Below are 22289 nucleotides of genomic sequence, written 5' to 3'. Positions count from 1 at the left end.
CCTAATTAGGGGCGTAGTTCAATTGGTAGAGCACCGGTCTCCAAAACCGGGTGTTGGGAGTTCGAGTCTCTCCGCCCCTGCCAGAAATCATCCTTAGCGAAAGCTAAGGATTTTTTTTACCTGAAATAATCCTCTCCGAAGTAAATCCTTCTACCGGCATCCTTGCCAGCCATTCAGATTAATACACTTCATCCAGCACGTTAATTTTCAAAAGATCGCGAATCAACGCATTTTTATCGCTATTTTGCAGCCATATGGCATAAAGCGGCCGTGAAAGTGTTGTGCTATCGACAACGGTATGCAGGCCGCCTTTTTTACGCGCCCAGCTGATGGGTAGCCAGGTGCAACCATTAAGCATCGCAATCTGTTGCTGTGCCAGTTCAGCAGAACTGGTTGTCAGAATGGGAACTTCGTCAGCACCGATCAAACCTGCCTCATGCTGTTGAAAATCTGGCCCCCACTCCAGTCGCAGATAGTTAAGATCTCCCTTTAGTTTAGAAGGGGCACTGGTATAAAGCGCTAAAGTGAAATACCCCAGCAACTGACTACTAAATTCGTCCATTTTGGGCGCTTCAGTGGTAATAAGAAGATCAAGCTGGCGTTCATGCAGCTGTTTTACCAGAGACTGCCGTTGGGCAATTCGCGCTTCGAACTGTAAGCCTGTATGGGCATCCTGATTTTGATACAAGCGTCCCAACCACTGATTAAGCATACATTCCCACAACGAGGCGCTGGCACCGATAGAAAACTCGTTATGTCGTGAGGTATGCGCCACCTCCTTGCGGGCGGCCTGCCAGGTGCTCATGAGCGTTTCTGCATAAGGCAGTAGTTTTTCACCGGCAGCGGTTAAACGGATATTGTTTCTGTGGCGGGTGAAAAGGTTCACACCCAGTTGATTTTCCAGTTGTCTGATTCGAAAGCTCACTGCTGACTGGGTCAGATAGAGCGATTCAGCCGCTCGACCAAAGTGACGCGTTCGGCTAACTTCCAGGAAAGTTTTTAACAATTCCGTATCCACAGTGCTCTCCGCAAAATTATTTGTCGTTATGATTTAAATGTTTTGTTTTACACTCTGTCAAGCGTAACTAATACTCCGCGCCATAACTAGCTCGGTCAAAGAATTAGGAGCGTGCAGGATGGCGGAAAGCTTTACGACGACTAATCGATATTTCGACAATAAACATTATCCACGTGGATTCTCTCGTCATGGTGATTTCACCATCAAAGAGGCACAACTGCTTGAGCGTCATGGTTATGCCTTCAATGAGTTGGATCTTGGCAAACGCGAGCCGGTTACCGAGGAAGAGAAACTCTTCGTAGCAGTATGCCGTGGCGAACGTGAGCCAGTGACAGAAGCAGAACGCGTGTGGTCCAAGTATATGACGCGTATTAAGCGTCCAAAACGTTTTCACACCCTTTCCGGCGGTAAACCGCAGGTTGAAGGTGCTGAAGACTACACCGATTCTGACGATTAATAAAAAGGGCGAAATGCCCTTTTTTTATGTCAGTAGTTTTTGCAGATGGATGAGCAAACGGTCAATCGCACGATAGCTAACTGCCTCCTGCAAATGCTGACGTGTGATAATGTCAGACTGATCAATATCAGCAATGGTTCGTGCAACTTTCAGTAACCGCTGCCAGGCACGAATCGATAACCCCAGATGGATCAGCGTTTCTTCCAACCACATCGCATCTTCGCTCTCAAGTTTGCAGAATTGGCGTATTTCCGGACTATCCAGCCAGGCATTCAGTTTATTCTGCCGCTTAAATTGGCGCTCTCTGGCGGCCATTACGCGTTGTTTAACGGTGGCGCTGCTTTCTCCCGGCACTACCGTTTTACTCAAAATGCCGGGGGGTGGTAATGGGATCTCCAGTGAGAGATCGAAGCGGTCGAGAAAGGGCCCCGAGAGCAGGTTGAGATAACGTAATGTCTGTTCTGGCGTGCAGCGGTTATGGTTTCCCTGATAATGTCCGGTAGGGCTGGGATTCATCGCCGCAACAAGCTGGAAACGGGCTGGATAGGTTATTTTTGCTCGTGTGCGTGAAAGATGGATCTGCCCGGATTCAATCGGCTCTCGCAAGGCATCCAGTGTACGCCGTTCAAATTCAGGTAGCTCATCAAGAAAAAGCACGCCGTTATGCGCCAACGAAATTTCACCTGGCCCTGGAATTGCACCACCGCCCACCATCGCAGTTAACGACGCACTGTGATGAGGTGAGCGGAACGGGCGCTGCCGCCATTGTTTTTGTACTGATTCAGCATTTACCAGACTTAATATCGCAGCGCTCTCCAGTGCCTCTTCATTGCTTAAATCTGGCAACAGGCCATTAATACGGCTGGCGAGCATTGTTTTACCTGTTCCCGGCGGCCCAATCAGTAAAAGGTTGTGCCCACCAGCGGCGGTAATTTCCAGTCCTCGTTTTCCTTGCTCCTGACCGACAACATCACTGAGATCATGTTGTAGCGCCCGGGATACTGCATCAGTTGGTTTCGGGCGTTCGAGAGTGTTCTTACCTTCCAGAAACGCACAGACAGCCTGCAGATGATCGGCTATCAGGCATCCTTCACCGTTAATTAGCCCCACTTCATCTTCGTTATCTTTCGCGACGATAATTTTTCTGCCCGACTTAATAGCTTCAGTTGCACTGGAGATTGCACCGGGAACGCCACGCAGAGCGCCTGTAAGCGCTAGTTCTCCGACTAATTCATATTCATCTAACTTATTGGCTGTAAGCTGTTCTGAGGCCGCCAGCAACGCAATGGCGATAGGTAAATCATATCGTCCCCCTTCTTTTGGCAGATCGGCTGGAGCAAGGTTGATGGTGATTTTTTTCGCCGGATATTCATATCCGCTATTGATAATGGCGCTGCGCACGCGATCGCGAGCTTCTTTCACCGTTGTTTCTGGTAAGCCCACCATCGTTAAGCCGGGTAGACCTTTACTGATATGTACCTCAACAGTGATTGGGGGCGCATTTACTTCCAGGGCTGCGCGGGTATGAACAATTGACAGTGACATAAACCCTCCTTGAGTCACCATTATGTGCATAAGATATCGCTGCTGTAGCCCGCTAATTCGTGAATTTTAGTGGCTGATTCCTGTTTATTTGTGCAAGTGAAGTTGAGTTGTTCTGGCGGTGGAATGATGCTCGCAAAAATGCAGCGGACAAAGGATGAACTACGAGGAAGGGAACAACATTTATACTGAAATTGAATTTTTTTACTCACTATTTTCTTTTTAAAAAACAACAATTTCTATTGAAATTATTAAAGCCATCATAAAAATAGGCCCAAAAATATCTTGTGCTATTCGCAAAATCTATGGTAACTCTTTAGGCATTCCTTCGAACAAGATGCAAGAAAAGACAAAATGACAGCCCTTCTACGAGTGATTAGCCTGGTCGTGATTAGCGTGGTGGTGATTATTATCCCACCGTGCGGGGCTGCACTTGGACGAGGAAAGGCTTAGAGATCAAGCCTTAACGAACTAAGACCCCCGCACCGAAAGGTCCGGGGGTTTTTTTGACCTTAAAAACATAACCGAGGAGCAGATAATGAATAACAGCACAAAATTCTGTTTCTCAAGATTCAGGACGGGGAACTAACTATGAATGGCGCACAGTGGGTGGTACATGCGTTGCGGGCACAGGGTGTGAACACCGTTTTCGGTTATCCGGGTGGCGCAATTATGCCGGTTTACGATGCATTGTATGACGGCGGCGTGGAGCACTTGCTGTGCCGACATGAGCAGGGTGCGGCAATGGCGGCTATCGGTTATGCCCGTGCTACCGGTAAAACTGGCGTATGTATCGCCACGTCTGGTCCGGGCGCAACCAACCTGATAACCGGGCTTGCGGACGCACTGTTAGATTCCATCCCTGTCGTTGCCATCACTGGTCAGGTGTCCGCACCGTTTATCGGCACCGACGCATTTCAGGAAGTGGATGTCCTGGGATTGTCGTTAGCCTGTACCAAGCACAGCTTTCTGGTGCAGTCTCTGGAAGAGTTGCCGCGCATCATGGCTGAAGCATTCGACGTTGCCAGCTCAGGTCGTCCTGGTCCGGTTCTGGTCGATATCCCAAAAGATATCCAGTTAGCCAGCGGCGATCTGGAACCGTGGTTCACCACCGTTGAAAACGAAGTGACTTTCCCACATGCCGAAGTCGAGCAAGCGCGCCAGATGCTGGCAAAAGCGCAAAAACCGATGCTGTACGTTGGCGGTGGCGTGGGGATGGCGCAGGCAGTTCCGGCTTTGCGTGAATTTCTCGCTGCCACAAAAATGCCTGCCACCTGTACGCTGAAAGGGCTGGGTGCAGTAGAAGCAGATTATCCGTACTATCTGGGCATGCTGGGGATGCACGGAACCAAAGCGGCAAACTTCGCGGTGCAGGAGTGTGACCTGCTGATCGCCGTGGGTGCACGTTTTGATGACCGGGTGACCGGCAAACTGAACACCTTCGCACCACACGCCAGTGTTATCCATATGGATATCGACCCGGCAGAAATGAACAAGCTGCGTCAGGCACATGTGGCATTACAAGGTGATTTAAATGCTCTGTTACCAGCATTACAGCAGCCGTTAAATATCAATGACTGGCAGCAACACTGCGCGCAGCTGCGTGATGAACATTCCTGGCGTTACGACCATCCCGGTGACGCTATCTACGCTCCGTTGTTGTTAAAACAACTGTCGGATCGTAAACCTGCGGATTGCGTCGTGACCACAGATGTTGGGCAGCACCAGATGTGGGCTGCGCAGCACATCGCCCACACTCGCCCGGAAAATTTCATCACCTCCAGCGGCTTAGGTACCATGGGTTTTGGTTTACCGGCGGCAGTTGGCGCACAAGTCGCGCGACCGAACGATACCGTTGTCTGTATCTCCGGTGACGGCTCTTTCATGATGAATGTGCAAGAGCTGGGCACCGTAAAACGCAAGCAGTTACCGTTGAAAATCGTCTTACTCGATAACCAACGGTTAGGGATGGTTCGACAATGGCAGCAACTGTTTTTTCAGGAACGATACAGCGAAACCACCCTTACCGATAACCCCGATTTCCTCATGTTAGCCAGCGCCTTCGGCATCCCTGGCCAACACATCACCCGTAAAGACCAGGTTGAAGCGGCACTCGACACCATGCTGAACAGTGATGGGCCATACCTGCTTCATGTCTCAATCGACGAACTTGAGAACGTCTGGCCGCTGGTGCCGCCAGGTGCCAGTAATTCAGAAATGTTGGAGAAATTATCATGATGCAACATCAGGTCAATGTATCGGCTCGCTTCAATCCGGAAACCTTAGAACGTGTTTTACGCGTGGTGCGTCATCGTGGTTTCCACGTCTGCTCAATGAATATGGCTGCCGCCAGCGATGCACAAAATATAAATATCGAATTGACCGTTGCCAGCCCACGGTCGGTCGACTTACTGTTTAGTCAGTTAAATAAACTGGTGGACGTCGCACACGTTGCCATCTGCCAGAGCACAACCACATCACAACAAATCCGCGCCTGAGCGCAAAAGGAATATAAAAATGACCACGAAGAAAGCTGATTACATTTGGTTCAATGGGGAGATGGTTCGCTGGGAAGACGCGAAGGTGCATGTGATGTCGCACGCGCTGCACTATGGCACCTCGGTTTTTGAAGGCATCCGTTGCTACGACTCACACAAAGGACCGGTTGTATTCCGCCATCGTGAGCATATGCAGCGTCTGCATGACTCCGCCAAAATCTATCGCTTCCCGGTTTCACAGAGCATTGATGAGCTGATGGAAGCTTGTCGTGACGTGATCCGCAAAAACAATCTCACCAGCGCCTATATCCGTCCGCTGATCTTCGTCGGTGATGTTGGCATGGGAGTAAACCCGCCAGCGGGATACTCAACCGATGTGATTATCGCCGCTTTCCCGTGGGGAGCGTATCTGGGCGCAGAAGCGCTGGAGCAGGGGATCGATGCGATGGTTTCCTCCTGGAACCGCGCAGCACCAAACACCATCCCAACTGCGGCAAAAGCCGGTGGTAACTATCTCTCTTCCCTGCTGGTGGGTAGCGAAGCGCGCCGCCACGGTTATCAGGAAGGTATCGCGCTGGATGTGAACGGTTATATCTCTGAAGGCGCAGGCGAAAACCTGTTTGAAGTGAAAGATGGTGTGCTGTTCACCCCACCGTTCACCTCCTCCGCGCTGCCGGGTATTACCCGTGATGCCATCATCAAACTGGCGAAAGAGCTGGGAATTGAAGTGCGTGAGCAGGTGCTGTCGCGCGAATCCCTGTACCTGGCGGATGAAGTCTTTATGTCCGGTACGGCGGCAGAAATCACGCCAGTGCGCAGCGTAGACGGTATTCAGATTGGCGAAGGCCGTTGTGGCCCGGTTACCAAACGCATTCAGCAAGCCTTCTTCGGCCTCTTCACTGGCGAAACCGAAGATAAATGGGGCTGGTTAGATCAAGTTAATCAATAAATACAAAAAATGGGACGGCACGCACCGTCCCATTTACGAGACAGACACTGGGAGTAAATAAAGTATGCCTAAGTACCGTTCCGCCACCACCACTCATGGTCGTAATATGGCGGGTGCTCGTGCGCTGTGGCGCGCCACCGGAATGACCGACGCCGATTTTGGCAAGCCGATTATCGCGGTTGTGAACTCGTTCACCCAATTTGTACCGGGTCACGTCCATCTGCGCGATCTCGGTAAACTGGTCGCCGAACAAATTGAAGCGGCTGGCGGCGTTGCCAAAGAGTTCAACACCATTGCGGTGGATGATGGGATTGCCATGGGCCACGGGGGGATGCTTTATTCACTTCCATCTCGCGAACTGATCGCTGATTCCGTTGAGTATATGGTCAACGCCCACTGCGCCGACGCCATGGTCTGCATCTCTAACTGCGACAAAATCACCCCGGGGATGCTGATGGCTTCCCTGCGCCTGAATATTCCGGTGATCTTTGTTTCCGGCGGCCCGATGGAGGCCGGGAAAACCAAACTGTCCGATCAGATAATCAAACTCGATCTGGTTGATGCGATGATCCAGGGCGCAGACCCGAAAGTTTCTGACTCCCAGAGCGATCAGGTTGAACGTTCCGCGTGTCCGACCTGCGGCTCCTGCTCCGGGATGTTTACCGCTAACTCAATGAACTGCCTGACCGAAGCGCTGGGCCTGTCGCAGCCGGGCAACGGCTCGCTGCTGGCAACCCACGCGGACCGTAAGCAGTTGTTCCTCAATGCCGGTAAACGCATTGTTGAATTGACCAAACGTTACTACGAGCAAAACGACGAAAGTGCACTGCCGCGCAATATTGCTAGCAAAGCGGCGTTTGAAAATGCCATGACGCTGGATATCGCGATGGGCGGCTCTACCAACACGGTACTTCACCTGCTGGCGGCGGCGCAGGAAGCGGAAATCGACTTCACCATGAGTGATATCGACAAACTTTCGCGTAAAGTCCCGCAGTTATGCAAAGTTGCGCCGAGCACCCAAAAATACCATATGGAAGATGTTCACCGTGCTGGTGGTGTTATCGGTATTCTCGGTGAACTGGATCGCGCGGGGTTACTGAACCGTGATGTGAAAAACGTACTTGGCCTGACGTTGCCGCAAACTCTGGAACAATACGACGTTATGCTGACCCAGGATGACGCGGTAAAAAATATGTTCCGCGCAGGCCCTGCGGGCATTCGTACTACACAGGCATTCTCGCAGGATTGCCGTTGGGATTCTCTCGATGACGATCGCGCAAACGGCTGTATCCGCTCGCTGGAACACGCCTACAGCAAAGACGGCGGCCTGGCGGTGCTCTACGGTAATTTTGCTGAAAACGGCTGCATCGTGAAAACCGCGGGCGTCGATGACAGCATCCTCAAATTCACCGGCCCGGCGAAAGTGTACGAAAGCCAGGACGACGCGGTAGAAGCGATCCTCGGTGGCAAAGTTGTCGCGGGCGATGTGGTGGTGATCCGCTATGAAGGCCCGAAAGGCGGCCCTGGCATGCAGGAAATGCTCTACCCAACCAGCTTCCTGAAATCAATGGGTCTCGGTAAAGCCTGTGCGCTGATCACCGACGGTCGTTTCTCTGGCGGCACCTCTGGTCTTTCCATCGGCCACGTCTCACCGGAAGCGGCAAGCGGCGGCAGCATTGGTCTGATTGAAGATGGTGACCTGATCGCTATCGACATCCCGAACCGTGGCATTCAGTTACAGGTAAGCGATGCCGAACTGGCGGCGCGTCGTGAAGCGCAGGAAGCTCGGGGTGACAAAGCCTGGACGCCGAAAAACCGTGAACGTCAGGTTTCCTTTGCCCTGCGCGCCTACGCCAGCCTGGCAACCAGCGCCGACAAAGGTGCGGTGCGCGATAAATCGAAACTGGGGGGTTAATAATGGCTGACTCGCAACCCCTGTCCGGTGCTCCGGAAGGTGCCGAATATTTAAGAGCAGTGCTGCGCGCGCCGGTTTACGAGGCGGCGCAGGTTACGCCGCTACAAAAAATGGAAAAACTGTCGTCGCGTCTTGATAACGTCATTCTGGTGAAGCGCGAAGATCGCCAGCCAGTGCACAGCTTTAAGCTGCGCGGCGCATACGCCATGATGGCGGGCCTGACGGAAGAACAAAAAGCGCACGGCGTGATCACTGCTTCTGCGGGTAACCACGCGCAGGGCGTCGCGTTTTCTTCTGCGCGGTTAGGCGTGAAGGCCCTGATCGTTATGCCAACCGCCACCGCCGACATCAAAGTCGATGCGGTATGTGGATTCGGCGGCGAAGTGCTGCTTCATGGCGCGAACTTTGACGAAGCGAAAGCTAAAGCGATCGAACTGTCACAGCAGCAGGGGTTCACCTGGGTGCCGCCGTTCGACCATCCGATGGTGATTGCCGGGCAAGGCACGCTGGCGCTGGAACTGCTCCAGCAGGACGCCCATCTCGACCGCGTATTTGTGCCAGTCGGCGGCGGCGGTCTGGCGGCGGGCGTAGCGGTACTGATCAAACAACTGATGCCGCAAATCAAAGTGATCGCCGTAGAAGCGGAAGACTCCGCCTGCCTGAAAGCAGCGCTGGATGCGGGTCATCCGGTTGATCTGCCACGCGTGGGACTGTTCGCCGAAGGTGTCGCGGTAAAACGCATCGGTGACGAAACCTTCCGTTTATGCCAGGAGTATCTCGACGACATCATCACCGTCGATAGCGATGCGATCTGTGCGGCGATGAAGGATTTATTCGAAGATGTGCGTGCGGTGGCGGAACCCTCTGGCGCGCTGGCGCTGGCGGGAATGAAAAAATATATCGCCCAGCACAACATTCGCGGCGAACGGCTGGCGCATATTCTTTCCGGTGCCAACGTGAACTTCCACGGCCTGCGCTACGTCTCGGAACGCTGCGAACTGGGCGAACAGCGTGAAGCGTTGTTGGCGGTGACCATTCCGGAAGAAAAAGGCAGCTTCCTCAAATTCTGCCAACTGCTTGGCGGGCGATCGGTCACCGAGTTCAACTACCGTTTTGCCGATGCCAAAAACGCCTGCATCTTTGTCGGCGTGCGCCTGAGCCGCGGCCTCGAAGAGCGCAAAGAAATTTTGCAGATGCTCAACGACGGCGGCTACAGCGTGGTGGATCTCTCCGACGACGAAATGGCGAAGTTGCATGTGCGCTATATGGTCGGCGGGCGTCCGTCACATCCGTTGCAGGAACGCCTCTACAGCTTCGAATTCCCGGAATCACCGGGCGCGCTGCTGCGCTTCCTCAACACGCTGGGTACGCACTGGAACATTTCTTTGTTCCACTATCGCAGCCATGGCACCGACTACGGGCGCGTACTGGCGGCGTTCGAACTTGGCGACCATGAACCGGATTTCGAAACCCGGCTGAATGAGCTGGGCTACGATTGCCACGACGAAACCAATAACCCGGCGTTCAGGTTCTTTTTGGCGGGTTAATGGTTCGGCAAAATCTTCCAGAATGCCTCAATTAGCGGCTCATGTAGCCGCTTTTTCTGCGCACACACGCCCAGCTCAAACGGCGTTTTCTCATCGCTGCGCTCTAAAATCATCACGCGGTTACGCACCGGTTCGGGGCTGTTTTCCAGCACCACTTCCGGCAACAATGCCACGCCACAGCCGAGCGCCACCATCGATACCATCGCTTCATGCCCGCCAACCGTGGCGTAAATCATCGGGTTACTGATTTTATTGCGTCGGAACCACAACTCAATGCGGCGGCGCACCGGCCCCTGATCGGCGATGATAAACGGTACCGTTGACCAGTCCGGCTTTTCGACAGAAACCTGATTACGCACCGGGCAGGGCAATGCGGGTGCAATCAACACCACTGCCAGATTCTCCAGCATCGAAAACGCCACCGCGCCGGGCAGAGTCTCTGGCTTCCCGGCAATCGCCAGATCAGCTTCACCTGTGACGACTTTTTCCATTGCATCTGCCGTATCACCGGTAGTGAGTTTGATCTCCACCGACGGGTGTTCCGCGCGGAAGCGATCCAGAATCGGCGGCAGATGGCTGTAAGCGGCGGTCACCGAGCAGAAGATATGTAATTCGCCATAGAGCGACGGCCCTTGCTGGTCGATGGTGTGGCGCAGCTGCTGATACTGCAACAGCGTTTGCTGGGCGAAAACGCGCAGTTCTTCGCCCGCTTCAGTCAGCGTCACCGTGCGGTTATCGCGCACAAACAGCGGCTGGCCGAGATCTTCTTCCAGGCGCTGAATCTGCCGTGAGAGCGTGGACGGGCTAACGTGCATCGCCCGCGCGCTGCGGCCAAAATGGCGGCTTTCCGCCAGATGCAGGAAGGTTTTCAGATCGCGTAAATCCAATGGCGCAGCCCTCAATGTTGACGTTGCAGAAATTGCAATGTGACGTTGTGAATATATCAATTTCCGCAATAAATTTCCTGTCATATAGTGAATTCAATCTCGCAAACGCGAACCGAACAATAAGAAGCACAGCATCACGAGGAATCACCATGGCTAACTACTTCAATACACTGAATCTGCGTCAGCAGCTGGCACAGCTGGGCAAATGTCGCTTTATGGGGCGCGATGAATTCGCCGATGGCGCGAGCTACCTTCAGGGTAAAAAAGTAGTCATCGTCGGCTGTGGCGCACAAGGTCTGAACCAGGGTCTGAACATGCGTGATTCTGGTCTCGATATCTCCTACGCTCTGCGTAAAGAAGCGATTGCCGAGAAGCGCGCGTCCTGGCGTAAAGCGACCGAAAATGGTTTTAAAGTGGGTACTTACGAAGAACTGATCCCACAGGCGGATCTGGTGGTTAACCTGACGCCGGACAAGCAGCACTCTGATGTAGTGCGCACCGTACAGCCACTGATGAAAGACGGCGCGGCGCTGGGTTACTCGCACGGTTTCAACATCGTCGAAGTGGGCGAGCAGATCCGTAAAGACATCACCGTAGTCATGGTTGCGCCGAAATGCCCTGGCACCGAAGTGCGTGAAGAGTACAAACGTGGATTCGGCGTACCGACGCTGATTGCCGTTCACCCGGAAAACGATCCGAAAGGCGAAGGCATGGCGATCGCTAAAGCATGGGCGGCAGCAACCGGTGGTCACCGTGCGGGCGTGCTGGAATCGTCCTTCGTTGCGGAAGTGAAATCTGACCTGATGGGTGAGCAAACCATCCTGTGCGGTATGTTGCAGGCTGGCTCGCTGCTGTGCTTCGACAAGCTGGTGGAAGAGGGCACCGATCCGGCATACGCAGAAAAACTAATTCAGTTCGGTTGGGAAACCATCACCGAAGCGCTGAAGCAGGGCGGTATCACACTGATGATGGACCGTCTCTCTAACCCGGCGAAACTGCGTGCTTACGCGTTGTCTGAACAGCTGAAAGAGATCATGGCACCGCTGTTCCAGAAACATATGGACGACATCATCTCCGGCGAATTCTCCTCCGGTATGATGGCGGACTGGGCCAACGATGATAAGAAACTGCTGACCTGGCGTGAAGAGACCGGCAAAACCGCCTTCGAAACCGCGCCGCAGTATGAAGGCAAAATCGGCGAGCAGGAGTACTTCGATAAAGGCGTACTGATGATCGCGATGGTGAAAGCGGGCGTTGAACTGGCGTTCGAAACCATGGTTGATTCCGGCATCATCGAAGAATCTGCTTACTATGAATCACTGCACGAACTGCCGCTGATTGCCAACACCATCGCCCGTAAGCGTCTGTATGAAATGAACGTGGTTATCTCTGATACTGCCGAGTACGGTAACTATCTGTTCTCTTACGCTTGTGTGCCGCTGCTGAAACCGTTTATGGCAGAACTGCAACCGGGCGATTTGGGTAAAGCTATTCCGGAAGGTGCGGTAGATAACGCGCAGCTGCGTGATGTAAATGAAGCGATTCGCAGCCATGCGATTGAGCAAGTAGGTAAGAAACTGCGCGGCTATATGACGGATATGAAACGTATTGCTGTTGCGGGTTAATAGCGATTCAGAGTTCAAGGCCTTCTCCCGGAGAAGGCCTTGCTATTAGTTACGGTACAGCACCTTAATGATGTGGTAACCGAACTGGGTGTGCAGCGGGCCGGTTGGCTCCAGTACCGGACAAGAGAACACAACTTTATCGAACGCCGGAACCATCTGACCCTGGCGGAATTCACCTAAATCACCGCCGCGTTTGCCTGATGGGCAAATGGAGTGTTTCTTCGCCAGCTTGCCGAAATCGGCACCGTTCTTAATCTGCACGAGAAGATCCAGAGCCAGTTTCTCTTCTTTTACAAGGATATGCAGTGCTGCTGCTGTTTTTGCCATGATCGTGCCTTGAGTGGTAAGGATGAGGCTGGCTATACTACCACGCTGTTATTTTCCCCTCCCGACTTTCATTGAGCGATTTTCCTATGCGTCTAAACCCTGGCCAACAACAAGCTGTCGAATTCGTTACCGGCCCCTGCCTGGTGCTGGCGGGTGCGGGTTCCGGTAAAACTCGTGTTATCACCAATAAAATCGCCCATCTGATCCGCGGGTGCGGTTATCAGGCGCGACATATCGCGGCGGTGACCTTTACCAATAAGGCGGCGCGCGAGATGAAAGAGCGTGTCGGACAGACGCTGGGTCGCAAAGAGGCGCGTGGGCTGATGATCTCAACCTTCCACACGCTGGGGCTGGATATCATCAAGCGTGAGTATGCGGCGCTGGGGATGAAGGCGAACTTTTCGCTGTTTGACGATACCGATCAGCTGGCGTTGCTCAAAGAGTTGACCGAAGGGCTGATTGAAGATGACAAAGTTCTCCTGCAACAGTTGATTTCGACCATCTCTAACTGGAAGAACGATCTCAAAACACCGTCCCAGGCGGCAGCCAGTGCGATTGGCGAGCGGGACCGTATTTTTGCCCATTGTTATGGGCTGTATGATGCACACCTGAAAGCCTGTAATGTGCTCGACTTCGATGATCTGATTTTATTGCCGACGCTACTTCTGCAACGCAATGAAGAAGTCCGCGAGCGCTGGCAGAACAAAATTCGCTACCTGCTGGTGGACGAATATCAGGACACCAACACCAGCCAGTATGAACTGGTGAAACTGCTGGTGGGCAGCCGCGCGCGCTTTACCGTGGTGGGTGACGATGACCAGTCGATCTACTCCTGGCGCGGCGCACGTCCGCAAAACCTGGTGCTGCTGAGCCAGGATTTTCCGGCGCTGAAGGTGATTAAGCTTGAGCAGAACTACCGCTCTTCCGGACGTATTTTGAAAGCGGCGAACATCCTGATCGCCAATAACCCGCACGTCTTTGAAAAGCGTCTGTTCTCCGAACTGGGTTACGGCACAGAGCTAAAAGTTTTAAGCGCGAATAACGAAGAACATGAAGCCGAGCGCGTCACTGGTGAACTGATTGCGCATCACTTCGTCAATAAAACGCAGTACAAAGATTACGCTATTCTTTATCGCGGTAACCATCAGTCGCGGGTGTTTGAAAAATTCCTGATGCAAAACCGCATCCCGTACAAAATTTCTGGTGGTACGTCGTTTTTCTCTCGTCCTGAAATCAAGGACTTGCTGGCTTATCTGCGCGTGCTGACTAACCCGGACGATGACAGCGCATTTCTGCGTATCGTTAACACGCCGAAGCGAGAGATTGGCCCGGCGACGCTGAAAAAGCTGGGTGAGTGGGCGATGACGCGCAATAAAAGCATGTTTACCGCCAGCTTTGATATGGGCCTGAGTCAGACGCTTAGCGGACGTGGTTATGAAGCATTGACCCGCTTCACTCACTGGTTGGCAGAAATCCAGCGTCTGGCGGAGCGGGAGCCGATTGCCGCGGTGCGCGATCTGATCCACGGCATGGATTATGAATCCTGGCTGTACGAAACATCGCCCAGCCCGAAAGCTGCCGAAATGCGCATGAAGAACGTCAACCAACTGTTTAGCTGGATGACGGAGATGCTGGAAGGCAGCGAACTGGATGAGCCGATGACGCTCACCCAGGTGGTGACGCGCTTTACTTTACGCGACATGATGGAGCGTGGTGAGAGTGAAGAAGAGCTGGATCAGGTGCAACTGATGACTCTCCACGCGTCAAAAGGGCTGGAGTTTCCTTATGTCTACATGGTCGGTATGGAAGAAGGGTTTTTGCCGCACCAGAGCAGTATCGATGAAGATAATATCGATGAGGAGCGGCGGCTGGCCTATGTCGGCATTACCCGCGCCCAGAAGGAATTGACCTTTACGCTGTGTAAAGAACGCCGTCAGTACGGCGAACTGGTGCGCCCGGAGCCGAGCCGCTTTTTGCTGGAGCTGCCGCAGGATGATCTGATTTGGGAACAGGAGCGCAAAGTGGTCAGTGCCGAAGAACGGATGCAGAAAGGGCAAAGCCATCTGGCGAATCTGAAAGCGATGATGGCGGCAAAACGAGGGAAATAATCAAGGCCGGAGAAGATGCGTCAGCATCGCATCCGGCACTTACTCATTAATGCACTTCCAGCGGCCAGTGGACATAGCTCTGCCACTGGTTTTCCTGAGCAATAATCTCTTTACCCAGCGGATGTTGGGTTAGCCAACCTTGCGGAAGCGTCAAGGTCAACAGTTCATGGTTAGCCTGTAATGTCATCTCTGGCACGAGATCGTCACGGCGACGGCTGGCAAAAATGATAGCCAGGCGGAGTAAACGGCAGAGTTGTTCTGCGACGCGCGGTGGTACGGCATTTTGCTGATGCAGCGATGAGAGATCGACCGGGTTAGTCTGGTTGAGCAGTAGCGTCGCCAGCAGTTTCTTCTGTGCGGGGGTAAAACCGGGAAGATCCAGGTTACGCACCAGATAAGCAGCGTGTTGCGGAGCTTGTTTGAAGTCAACGCTCAGGCCGATTTCATGAAGCTGACAGGCGCTGATGAGCAAATCGCGGCTTATTGCTTCAAGATGCCATTCGTTTTCCACCTGATCGAAGAAGTTAGCCGCAACTTTGGCTACGCGCTGTGCCTGATCAATATCGATCATAAAGCGGCGTTGAATATTACGCAGTGTACGGCTGCGAATATCCTGCTCGACGGCCAGATGCAACATGCCGTAGACCAGGCCTTCACGCAGCGCACCGCCCGCCAGGGTCATACACTGAATATTCAGTTCGGTAAAAATGGCGATCAGGATCGCCAGACCACTCGGGAACACTAACGCACGTTCCAGCGTCAGGCCGTCAATCTCCAGTTCCTCCAGCCGACCGCAATGAATGGCTCGCTGTTTCAATTGCTGCAACTTTTCCAGGGTAATGCGTTCATCCATCCCCTGTGCCATCATGATTTCCTGTAACGCCTGCACGGTGCCGGAAGCACCAACGCACACTTTCCAGCCGTGATACCGTAATTCATCGGCAACCGGATGTAACACTTCGCGTGCCGCTTTTTCTGCAGCATCAAAATTTTCTTGCCCCAGATTACGATCGGCAAAATAGCGTTCCAGCCAGGTGACGCAGCCCATCGACAGGCTGAACAACGAGGTGGTTTGTGCACCCGTGCCGGTTACCAGTTCAGTACTGGCACCGCCTATATCCACCACCAGGCGCTGATCGGCACCACCAGTGGTGTGAGCAACGCCCTGATAAATCAGACGCGCTTCCTCTTCACCGCTGATCACCTGTACCGGACAACCGAGGATTTCCTGCGCTTTGGCAATAAAATCACCCGCATTGACGGCAAGTCGTAATGTCGCCGTAGCGACAACGCGAATTTGCGAGGGAGGGATATCTTGCAGACGTTCAGCAAACAGGCGCAGACATTGCCAACCGCGCTCCATTGCTTCATTAGAGAGGTCATTTTCGCTATTCAGGCCAGCAGCCAGACGCACTTTGCGTTTAATTCGCGTCAGCGTCTGGATGCTTCCAGCCACCTCGCGCACAACCAGCATATGAAAACTATTCGAACCGAGATCAATGGCTGCATACAGCGACGAGGTGGAACCCATACTCTTCATCCTTCAATCTGTCTCTGTGTTGGCTGCATTCTTTCACCCGAATCACTTACTACAGTAAGCTCATCGGGATTCATTCTCTTGCCATCTTGATACAGTTTGAATGATTTTGAGTATGACATTTTATTTAACCTGAACGACGATGATTACGCGGAGCGCCAGTACGACGCGGACCATTGCCTGTGCGCGGGCGCGTGAGGCGCAGCGGTTTTGGCAGATCGGTCATCAATGCGTCCGGATTGTATTTGCTTACCGGAATTGAGTGACCAATATAGGTCTCAATAGCAGGCAAATTCAATGCATACTCTTCACACGCCAGGCTGATAGAGTGACCGCTTGCGCCTGCGCGACCTGTACGACCAATACGGTGAACGTAATCTTCACAGTCATCGGGTAAATCGTAGTTAAAGACGTGCGTCACTGCCGGAATATGCAAACCACGCGCGGCAACGTCGGTGGCAACCAGAATATCCAGATCGCCACGGGTAAATTCATCAAGAATACGCAGACGTTTTTTCTGCGCGACATCGCCTGTCAACAAACCGACACGATGACCATCTGCCGCCAGGTGGCCCCAGATCTCTTCACAACGGTGTTTGGTATTGGCGAAAATAATCGCTCTGTCTGGCCACTCTTCTTCGATCAGCGTTTGCAGCAAACGCATTTTTTCTTCGTTAGAAGGGTAGAAAAGCTCTTCTTTAATACGGTGGCCCGTTTTCTGTTCCGGTTCCACTTCAATATATTCGGCATTGTTCATCTGCTCGAACGCCAGTTCACGTACCCGGTACGAAAGCGTGGCGGAGAACAGCATGTTGAGGCGCTGATTTGCAGGCGGCATACGGCGGAACAGCCAGCGGATATCTTTAATAAAGCCTAGATCGTACATGCGATCGGCTTCGTCCAGTACCACTACCTGAATGGCACCGAGGTTAATGTGGTTCTGCTTGGCGTAGTCAATTAAACGACCCGTGGTGCCAATCAGAATGTCAACGCCGCTTTCCAGCACTTTCAGCTGTTTGTCATAGCCATCACCACCGTAAGCCAGGCCCAGCTTCAGGCCGGTAGCTTCCGCCAGCGGTTCCGCGTCGGCGTGGATCTGCACGGCAAGTTCACGCGTCGGTGCCATAATTAAGGCACGCGGTTGATTCACCTTGCGATCGGCAATCGCAGGATGAGAGAGAAGATAATGAAACGTTGACGTAAGAAACGCCATCGTTTTCCCGGTACCGGTTTGCGCCTGCCCGGCTACGTCACGACCCGCCAGCGTCAGCGGAAGGGCCAGTGCCTGAATGGGCGTACAGTTATGAAACCCTTTTTTTTCAAGGGCTTCTACAACCTTCGGATGCAGGGCGAAGTCGGAAAACTTCTGTTCTGTTAAATGTGTTTTGCTCATAGTGTGGTAGAATATCAGCTTACTATTGCTTTACGAAAGCGTATCCGGTGAAATAAAGTCAACCTTTAGTTGGTTAATGTTACACCAACAACGAAACCAACACGCTAGGCTTATTCCTGTGGAGTTATATATGAGCGATAAAATTATTCACCTGACTGACGACAGTTTTGACACGGATGTACTCAAAGCGGACGGGGCGATCCTCGTCGATTTCTGGGCAGAGTGGTGCGGTCCGTGCAAAATGATCGCCCCGATTCTGGATGAAATCGCTGACGAATATCAGGGCAAACTGACCGTTGCAAAACTGAACATCGATCAAAACCCTGGCACTGCGCCGAAATATGGCATCCGTGGTATCCCTACTCTGCTGCTGTTCAAAAACGGTGAAGTGGCGGCAACCAAAGTGGGCGCACTGTCTAAAGGTCAGTTGAAAGAGTTCCTCGACGCTAACCTGGCGTAAGGGAATTTCATGTTCGGGTGCCCCGTCGCTAAAAACTGGACGCCCGGCGTGAGTCATGCTAACTTAGTGTTGACTTCGTATTAAACATACCTTATTAAGTTTGAATCTTGTAATTTCCAACGCTTCCCGTTTTATCTTAAATGCGAAGTGAACAGATTTCTGGCTCGTCACTCAATCCGTCTTGTCGTTTCAGTTCTGCGTACTCTCCTGTGACCAGGCAGCGAAAAGACATGAGTCGATGACCGTAAACAGGCATGGATGATCCTGCCATACCATTCACAACATTAAGTTCGAGATTTACCCCAAGTTTAAGAACTCACACCACTATGAATCTTACCGAATTAAAGAATACGCCGGTTTCTGAGCTGATCACTCTCGGCGAAAATATGGGGCTGGAAAACCTGGCTCGCATGCGTAAGCAGGACATTATTTTTGCCATCCTGAAGCAGCACGCAAAGAGTGGCGAAGATATCTTTGGTGATGGCGTACTGGAGATATTGCAGGATGGATTTGGTTTCCTCCGTTCCGCAGACAGCTCCTACCTCGCCGGTCCTGATGACATCTACGTTTCCCCTAGCCAAATCCGCCGTTTCAACCTCCGCACTGGTGATACCATCTCTGGTAAGATTCGCCCGCCGAAAGAAGGTGAACGCTATTTTGCGCTGCTGAAAGTTAACGAAGTTAACTTCGACAAACCTGAAAACGCCCGCAACAAAATCCTCTTTGAGAACTTAACCCCGCTGCACGCAAACTCTCGTCTGCGTATGGAACGTGGTAACGGTTCTACTGAAGATTTAACTGCTCGCGTACTGGATCTGGCATCACCTATCGGTCGTGGTCAGCGTGGTCTGATTGTGGCACCGCCGAAAGCCGGTAAAACTATGCTGCTGCAGAACATTGCTCAGAGCATTGCTTACAACCACCCGGATTGTGTGCTGATGGTTCTGCTGATCGACGAACGTCCGGAAGAAGTAACCGAGATGCAGCGTCTGGTAAAAGGTGAAGTTGTTGCTTCTACCTTTGACGAACCCGCATCTCGCCACGTTCAGGTTGCGGAAATGGTGATCGAGAAGGCCAAACGCCTGGTTGAGCACAAGAAAGACGTTATCATTCTGCTCGACTCCATCACTCGTCTGGCGCGCGCTTACAACACTGTTGTTCCGGCGTCAGGTAAAGTGTTGACCGGTGGTGTGGACGCCAATGCCCTTCATCGTCCGAAACGCTTCTTTGGTGCGGCGCGTAACGTGGAAGAGGGCGGCAGCCTGACCATTATCGCGACGGCGCTTATCGATACCGGTTCTAAAATGGACGAAGTTATTTACGAAGAGTTTAAAGGTACAGGCAACATGGAACTGCACCTCTCTCGTAAGATCGCTGAAAAACGCGTCTTCCCGGCTATCGACTACAACCGTTCCGGTACCCGTAAAGAAGAGCTGCTCACGACTCAGGAAGAACTGCAGAAAATGTGGATCCTGCGTAAAATCATTCACCCGATGGGCGAAATCGATGCAATGGAATTCCTCATTAATAAACTGGCCATGACCAAGACCAATGACGATTTCTTCGAAATGATGAAACGCTCATAAATTTGTCTTATGCCAAAAACGCCACGTGTTTACGTGGCGTTTTGCTTTTATATCTGTAATCTTAATGTCGCGCTGGCGATGTTAGGAAAATTCCTGGAATTTGCTGGCATGATATGCAATTTGCATATCAAATGGTTAATTTTTGCACAGGGCTGGTGGGTTCGGAACGGACTTTCCCTTCTGAATAAAGGTCTTCGTGGTTATACTTCTGCTAATAATTTTCTCTGAGAGCATGCATTGTGAATTTACTGACAGTGAGTACTGATCTCATCAGTATTTTTTTATTCACGACACTGTTTCTGTTTTTTGCCCGTAAGGTGGCAAAAAAAGTCGGTTTAGTGGATAAACCAAACTTCCGCAAACGTCACCAGGGATTGATACCTCTCGTTGGGGGGATTTCGGTTTACGCAGGGATTTGCTTCACGTTCGGAATTGTCGATTACTATATTCCGCATGCATCTCTCTATCTCGCTTGTGCCGGTGTGCTTGTTTTCATTGGCGCGCTGGATGATCGTTTTGATATCAGCGTAAAAATCCGTGCCACCATACAGGCCGCTGTTGGCATTGTTATGATGGTGTTCGGCAAACTTTATCTCAGTAGCCTGGGTTATATCTTTGGCTCCTGGGAGATGGTGCTCGGACCGTTTGGTTACTTCCTGACGCTATTTGCCGTCTGGGCGGCCATTAATGCGTTCAACATGGTTGATGGCATTGATGGCTTGCTGGGCGGGTTGTCCTGCGTCTCGTTTGCAGCAATCGGTATGATTTTGTGGTTCGACGGGCAAACCAGCCTCGCAATCTGGTGCTTTGCGATGATCGCCGCCATCCTGCCATACATCATGCTTAACCTTGGTATCCTGGGTCGCCGCTACAAAGTCTTTATGGGTGATGCGGGCAGTACGCTGATTGGTTTTACCGTTATCTGGATCCTGCTCGAAACGACCCAGGGCAAAACCCATCCCATCAGCCCGGTTACCGCTTTGTGGATAATCGCCATTCCGCTAATGGATATGGTGGCGATTATGTACCGTCGCCTGCGTAAAGGCATGAGCCCATTCTCTCCTGACCGTCAGCATATTCACCATTTGATCATGCGTGCCGGGTTTACTTCCCGTCAGGCGTTTGTGCTGATTACCCTTGCCGCAGCACTGCTCGCTTCCATTGGCGTGTTGGCAGAATATTCTCATTTTGTCCCGGAGTGGGTCATGCTGGTGCTCTTTTTGCTAGCATTCTTCCTCTATGGATATTGCATTAAGCGTGCCTGGAAAGTTGCTCGCTTTATTAAGCGCGTAAAACGCAGACTGCGTAGAAATCGTGGTGGCAGCCCCAATTTAACCAAATAAATGAGGATGTGATGACACAACCAATGCCTGGGAAACCGGCCGAAGACGCTGAAAATGAACTGGATATTCGTGGGTTGTTTCGTACCTTGTGGGCTGGGAAGCTATGGATTATTGGCATGGGGATGGCGTTTGCGTTAATCGCGCTGGCGTATACTTTTTTTGCTCGTCAGGAGTGGAGCTCGACGGCGATTACCGATCGTCCAACGGTGAATATGCTGGGGGGATATTACTCGCAGCAGCAATTTTTGCGTAACCTGGATGTCCGTTCAAACATGGCTTCTGCCGATCAACCATCGGTCATGGACGAAGCCTATAAAGAGTTTGTTATGCAACTGGCCTCGTGGGATACCCGCAGAGAGTTCTGGCTGCAAACCGACTATTACAAACAGCGGATGGTGGGCAACAGCAAAGCCGATGCGGCGTTGCTGGATGAAATGATTAACAACATCCAGTTTATCCCCGGAGACTTTACTCGCGTGGTCAATGACAGCGTGAAGCTTATTGCCGAAACCGCGCCTGACGCTAATAACCTGTTACGTCAGTATGTTGCTTTTGCCAGCCAGCGTGCAGCCAGCCATCTGAATGATGAGCTGAAAGGCGCATGGGCGGCACGCACCATCCAGATGAAAGCTCAGGTGAAGCGTCAGGAAGAGGTGGCGAAAGCCATCTACGACCGCCGGATGAACAGCATTGAGCAGGCGCTGAAAATTGCTGAGCAGCATAATATTTCGCGCAGTGCGACAGATGTGCCTGCCGAGGAATTACCTGATTCAGAAATGTTCCTGCTTGGGCGTCCAATGCTCCAGGCTCGACTGGAAAATTTACAGGCCGTCGGTCCGGCCTTTGATCTCGACTATGATCAGAATCGAGCCATGTTAAACACCCTGAATGTTGGTCCAACCCTGGATCCGCGTTTTCAGACCTATCGCTATTTGCGTACGCCGGAAGAACCGGTAAAACGCGATAGCCCACGTCGTGCCTTCCTGATGATTATGTGGGGCATTGTCGGGGGGCTGATCGGGGCTGGTGTCGCATTAACCCGCCGTTGCTCGAAATAGCAACACTGCTGCGGTGAGCGCAAAGGCGCTCGCCGCTTA

General features: G+C 52.3%; 21 protein-coding genes and 1 tRNA gene. 16 read left to right on the top strand and 6 right to left on the bottom strand.

Annotated elements, in window-relative coordinates:
- Positions 1 to 7 precede the first annotated feature (7 nt).
- Positions 8 to 83, top strand: a tRNA-Trp gene (locus tag ACUU1M_RS07520).
- Between the two features lie 95 nt (positions 84 to 178).
- Here the strand turns inward: ACUU1M_RS07520 and hdfR are convergent.
- Entirely contained in the window at positions 179 to 1018 is an 840-nt protein-coding gene (hdfR, locus tag ACUU1M_RS07515; RefSeq protein WP_000379236.1) for an HTH-type transcriptional regulator HdfR, read from the bottom strand.
- Between the two features lie 118 nt (positions 1019 to 1136).
- Here hdfR and maoP point away from each other — a divergent pair, with 118 nt between their 5' ends.
- Positions 1137 to 1475, top strand: a complete 339-nt coding sequence (gene maoP / locus ACUU1M_RS07510; RefSeq protein ID WP_000841001.1) for a macrodomain Ori organization protein MaoP — start codon at positions 1137 to 1139, stop codon at positions 1473 to 1475.
- A 24-nt stretch (positions 1476 to 1499) separates the two neighbouring features.
- Here the strand turns inward: maoP and ACUU1M_RS07505 are convergent, their stop codons facing one another.
- Positions 1500 to 3020 (bottom strand): YifB family Mg chelatase-like AAA ATPase, encoded by a 1521-nt coding sequence (locus ACUU1M_RS07505; RefSeq protein ID WP_000058935.1) that lies wholly within the window; start codon positions 3018 to 3020, stop codon positions 1500 to 1502.
- A 351-nt stretch (positions 3021 to 3371) separates the two neighbouring features.
- Here ACUU1M_RS07505 and ilvL point away from each other — a divergent pair, with 351 nt between their 5' ends.
- The 7 genes from ilvL to ilvA all read left to right on the top strand — a co-directional run bounded on the left by ilvL (position 3372) and on the right by ilvA (position 9926).
- Positions 3372 to 3470, top strand: coding sequence for an ilv operon leader peptide (gene ilvL / locus ACUU1M_RS07500; protein WP_001311244.1), 99 nt, complete (start codon positions 3372 to 3374; stop codon positions 3468 to 3470).
- Between the two features lie 85 nt (positions 3471 to 3555).
- Positions 3556 to 3606, top strand: a complete 51-nt coding sequence (ilvX, locus tag ACUU1M_RS07495) for a peptide IlvX (protein ID WP_001387183.1) — start codon at positions 3556 to 3558, stop codon at positions 3604 to 3606.
- A 2-nt stretch (positions 3607 to 3608) separates the two neighbouring features.
- Entirely contained in the window at positions 3609 to 5255 is a 1647-nt protein-coding gene (gene ilvG / locus ACUU1M_RS07490; RefSeq protein WP_001012613.1) for an acetolactate synthase 2 catalytic subunit, read from the top strand.
- The gene (gene ilvM / locus ACUU1M_RS07485) at positions 5252 to 5515 is read left to right on the top strand and encodes an acetolactate synthase 2 small subunit (protein ID WP_000983255.1); all 264 of its coding nucleotides are present in this window, start codon (positions 5252 to 5254) and stop codon (positions 5513 to 5515) included. The genes ilvG and ilvM overlap by 4 nt, the downstream gene beginning before the upstream one ends.
- Positions 5516 to 5534: 19 nt before the next feature.
- On the top strand, positions 5535 to 6464 hold the full coding sequence (ilvE, locus tag ACUU1M_RS07480) for a branched-chain-amino-acid transaminase (RefSeq protein WP_000208517.1): 930 nt from the start codon (positions 5535 to 5537) through the stop codon (positions 6462 to 6464).
- A 64-nt stretch (positions 6465 to 6528) separates the two neighbouring features.
- A complete protein-coding gene (gene ilvD, locus ACUU1M_RS07475; RefSeq protein WP_001127394.1) occupies positions 6529 to 8379 on the top strand; it encodes a dihydroxy-acid dehydratase in 1851 nt (616 codons plus the stop codon).
- Positions 8380 to 8381: 2 nt separating this feature from the next.
- Positions 8382 to 9926, top strand: coding sequence for a threonine ammonia-lyase, biosynthetic (gene ilvA, locus ACUU1M_RS07470; RefSeq protein ID WP_000785592.1), 1545 nt, complete (start codon positions 8382 to 8384; stop codon positions 9924 to 9926).
- Here ilvA and ilvY read toward each other — a convergent pair.
- A complete protein-coding gene (gene ilvY, locus ACUU1M_RS07465; RefSeq protein ID WP_000365796.1) occupies positions 9923 to 10813 on the bottom strand; it encodes an HTH-type transcriptional activator IlvY in 891 nt (296 codons plus the stop codon). The two genes, ilvA and ilvY, sit on opposite strands and share 4 nt — an antisense overlap.
- Positions 10814 to 10962: 149 nt before the next feature.
- On the opposite strand from ilvY, the gene ilvC reads away from it, so the two are divergent.
- A complete protein-coding gene (ilvC, locus tag ACUU1M_RS07460; RefSeq protein ID WP_000024951.1) occupies positions 10963 to 12438 on the top strand; it encodes a ketol-acid reductoisomerase in 1476 nt (491 codons plus the stop codon).
- Positions 12439 to 12483: 45 nt separating this feature from the next.
- Here the strand turns inward: ilvC and ppiC are convergent, their stop codons facing one another.
- Positions 12484 to 12765, bottom strand: coding sequence for a peptidylprolyl isomerase PpiC (ppiC, locus tag ACUU1M_RS07455; RefSeq protein WP_001140256.1), 282 nt, complete (start codon positions 12763 to 12765; stop codon positions 12484 to 12486).
- 86 nt (positions 12766 to 12851) lie between these two features.
- Between ppiC and rep the strand changes: the two genes are divergently transcribed.
- Positions 12852 to 14873 carry a DNA helicase Rep gene (rep, locus tag ACUU1M_RS07450; RefSeq protein ID WP_001238890.1) on the top strand — a complete coding sequence of 674 codons (2022 nt, stop codon included), beginning with the start codon at positions 12852 to 12854 and terminating at the stop codon, positions 14871 to 14873.
- Positions 14874 to 14919: 46 nt separating this feature from the next.
- On the opposite strand, the gene gppA is transcribed toward rep, so the two are convergent.
- Positions 14920 to 16404, bottom strand: a complete 1485-nt coding sequence (gene gppA, locus ACUU1M_RS07445) for a guanosine-5'-triphosphate,3'-diphosphate diphosphatase (protein ID WP_000535981.1) — start codon at positions 16402 to 16404, stop codon at positions 14920 to 14922.
- A 133-nt stretch (positions 16405 to 16537) separates the two neighbouring features.
- Positions 16538 to 17803 (bottom strand): ATP-dependent RNA helicase RhlB, encoded by a 1266-nt coding sequence (gene rhlB / locus ACUU1M_RS07440; protein WP_000047498.1) that lies wholly within the window; start codon positions 17801 to 17803, stop codon positions 16538 to 16540.
- Positions 17804 to 17933: 130 nt separating this feature from the next.
- Between rhlB and trxA the strand changes: the two genes are divergently transcribed.
- From trxA to wzzE, 5 genes are all read left to right on the top strand, one after another.
- A complete protein-coding gene (trxA, locus tag ACUU1M_RS07435; RefSeq protein ID WP_001280776.1) occupies positions 17934 to 18263 on the top strand; it encodes a thioredoxin TrxA in 330 nt (109 codons plus the stop codon).
- Positions 18264 to 18403: 140 nt separating this feature from the next.
- Positions 18404 to 18505 (top strand): rho operon leader peptide RhoL, encoded by a 102-nt coding sequence (gene rhoL / locus ACUU1M_RS07430; RefSeq protein WP_001295255.1) that lies wholly within the window; start codon positions 18404 to 18406, stop codon positions 18503 to 18505.
- Positions 18506 to 18589: 84 nt separating this feature from the next.
- A complete protein-coding gene (gene rho / locus ACUU1M_RS07425; protein ID WP_001054527.1) occupies positions 18590 to 19849 on the top strand; it encodes a transcription termination factor Rho in 1260 nt (419 codons plus the stop codon).
- 239 nt (positions 19850 to 20088) lie between these two features.
- A complete protein-coding gene (gene wecA / locus ACUU1M_RS07420; RefSeq protein WP_001050960.1) occupies positions 20089 to 21192 on the top strand; it encodes a UDP-N-acetylglucosamine--undecaprenyl-phosphate N-acetylglucosaminephosphotransferase in 1104 nt (367 codons plus the stop codon).
- Between the two features lie 11 nt (positions 21193 to 21203).
- The gene (gene wzzE / locus ACUU1M_RS07415) at positions 21204 to 22250 is read left to right on the top strand and encodes an ECA polysaccharide chain length modulation protein (RefSeq protein WP_005077508.1); all 1047 of its coding nucleotides are present in this window, start codon (positions 21204 to 21206) and stop codon (positions 22248 to 22250) included.
- Positions 22251 to 22289: the final 39 nt, after the last annotated feature.

Source organism: Shigella sp. SIG6 (assembly GCF_053555815.1).
Note: the sequence above shows the minus strand (reverse complement) of the source record. Positions and strands in the feature narration are given on the sequence as shown.

Bases quoted from the DNA above. Each gene is read 5' to 3' on its own strand.
- maoP (WP_000841001.1), top strand. From the start codon at position 1,137: ATGGCGGAAAGCTTTACGACGACTAATCGATATTTCGACAATAAACAT.
- ACUU1M_RS07505 (WP_000058935.1), bottom strand. From the start codon at position 3,020: ATGTCACTGTCAATTGTTCATACCCGCGCAGCCCTGGAAGTAAATGCG.
- ilvL (WP_001311244.1), top strand. From the start codon at position 3,372: ATGACAGCCCTTCTACGAGTGATTAGCCTGGTCGTGATTAGCGTGGTG.
- ilvG (WP_001012613.1), top strand. From the start codon at position 3,609: ATGAATGGCGCACAGTGGGTGGTACATGCGTTGCGGGCACAGGGTGTG.
- ilvM (WP_000983255.1), top strand. From the start codon at position 5,252: ATGATGCAACATCAGGTCAATGTATCGGCTCGCTTCAATCCGGAAACC.
- ilvE (WP_000208517.1), top strand. From the start codon at position 5,535: ATGACCACGAAGAAAGCTGATTACATTTGGTTCAATGGGGAGATGGTT.
- ilvD (WP_001127394.1), top strand. From the start codon at position 6,529: ATGCCTAAGTACCGTTCCGCCACCACCACTCATGGTCGTAATATGGCG.
- ilvA (WP_000785592.1), top strand. From the start codon at position 8,382: ATGGCTGACTCGCAACCCCTGTCCGGTGCTCCGGAAGGTGCCGAATAT.
- ilvC (WP_000024951.1), top strand. From the start codon at position 10,963: ATGGCTAACTACTTCAATACACTGAATCTGCGTCAGCAGCTGGCACAG.
- ppiC (WP_001140256.1), bottom strand. From the start codon at position 12,765: ATGGCAAAAACAGCAGCAGCACTGCATATCCTTGTAAAAGAAGAGAAA.
- rep (WP_001238890.1), top strand. From the start codon at position 12,852: ATGCGTCTAAACCCTGGCCAACAACAAGCTGTCGAATTCGTTACCGGC.
- gppA (WP_000535981.1), bottom strand. From the start codon at position 16,404: ATGGGTTCCACCTCGTCGCTGTATGCAGCCATTGATCTCGGTTCGAAT.
- rhlB (WP_000047498.1), bottom strand. From the start codon at position 17,803: ATGAGCAAAACACATTTAACAGAACAGAAGTTTTCCGACTTCGCCCTG.
- trxA (WP_001280776.1), top strand. From the start codon at position 17,934: ATGAGCGATAAAATTATTCACCTGACTGACGACAGTTTTGACACGGAT.
- rhoL (WP_001295255.1), top strand. From the start codon at position 18,404: ATGCGAAGTGAACAGATTTCTGGCTCGTCACTCAATCCGTCTTGTCGT.
- rho (WP_001054527.1), top strand. From the start codon at position 18,590: ATGAATCTTACCGAATTAAAGAATACGCCGGTTTCTGAGCTGATCACT.
- wzzE (WP_005077508.1), top strand. From the start codon at position 21,204: ATGACACAACCAATGCCTGGGAAACCGGCCGAAGACGCTGAAAATGAA.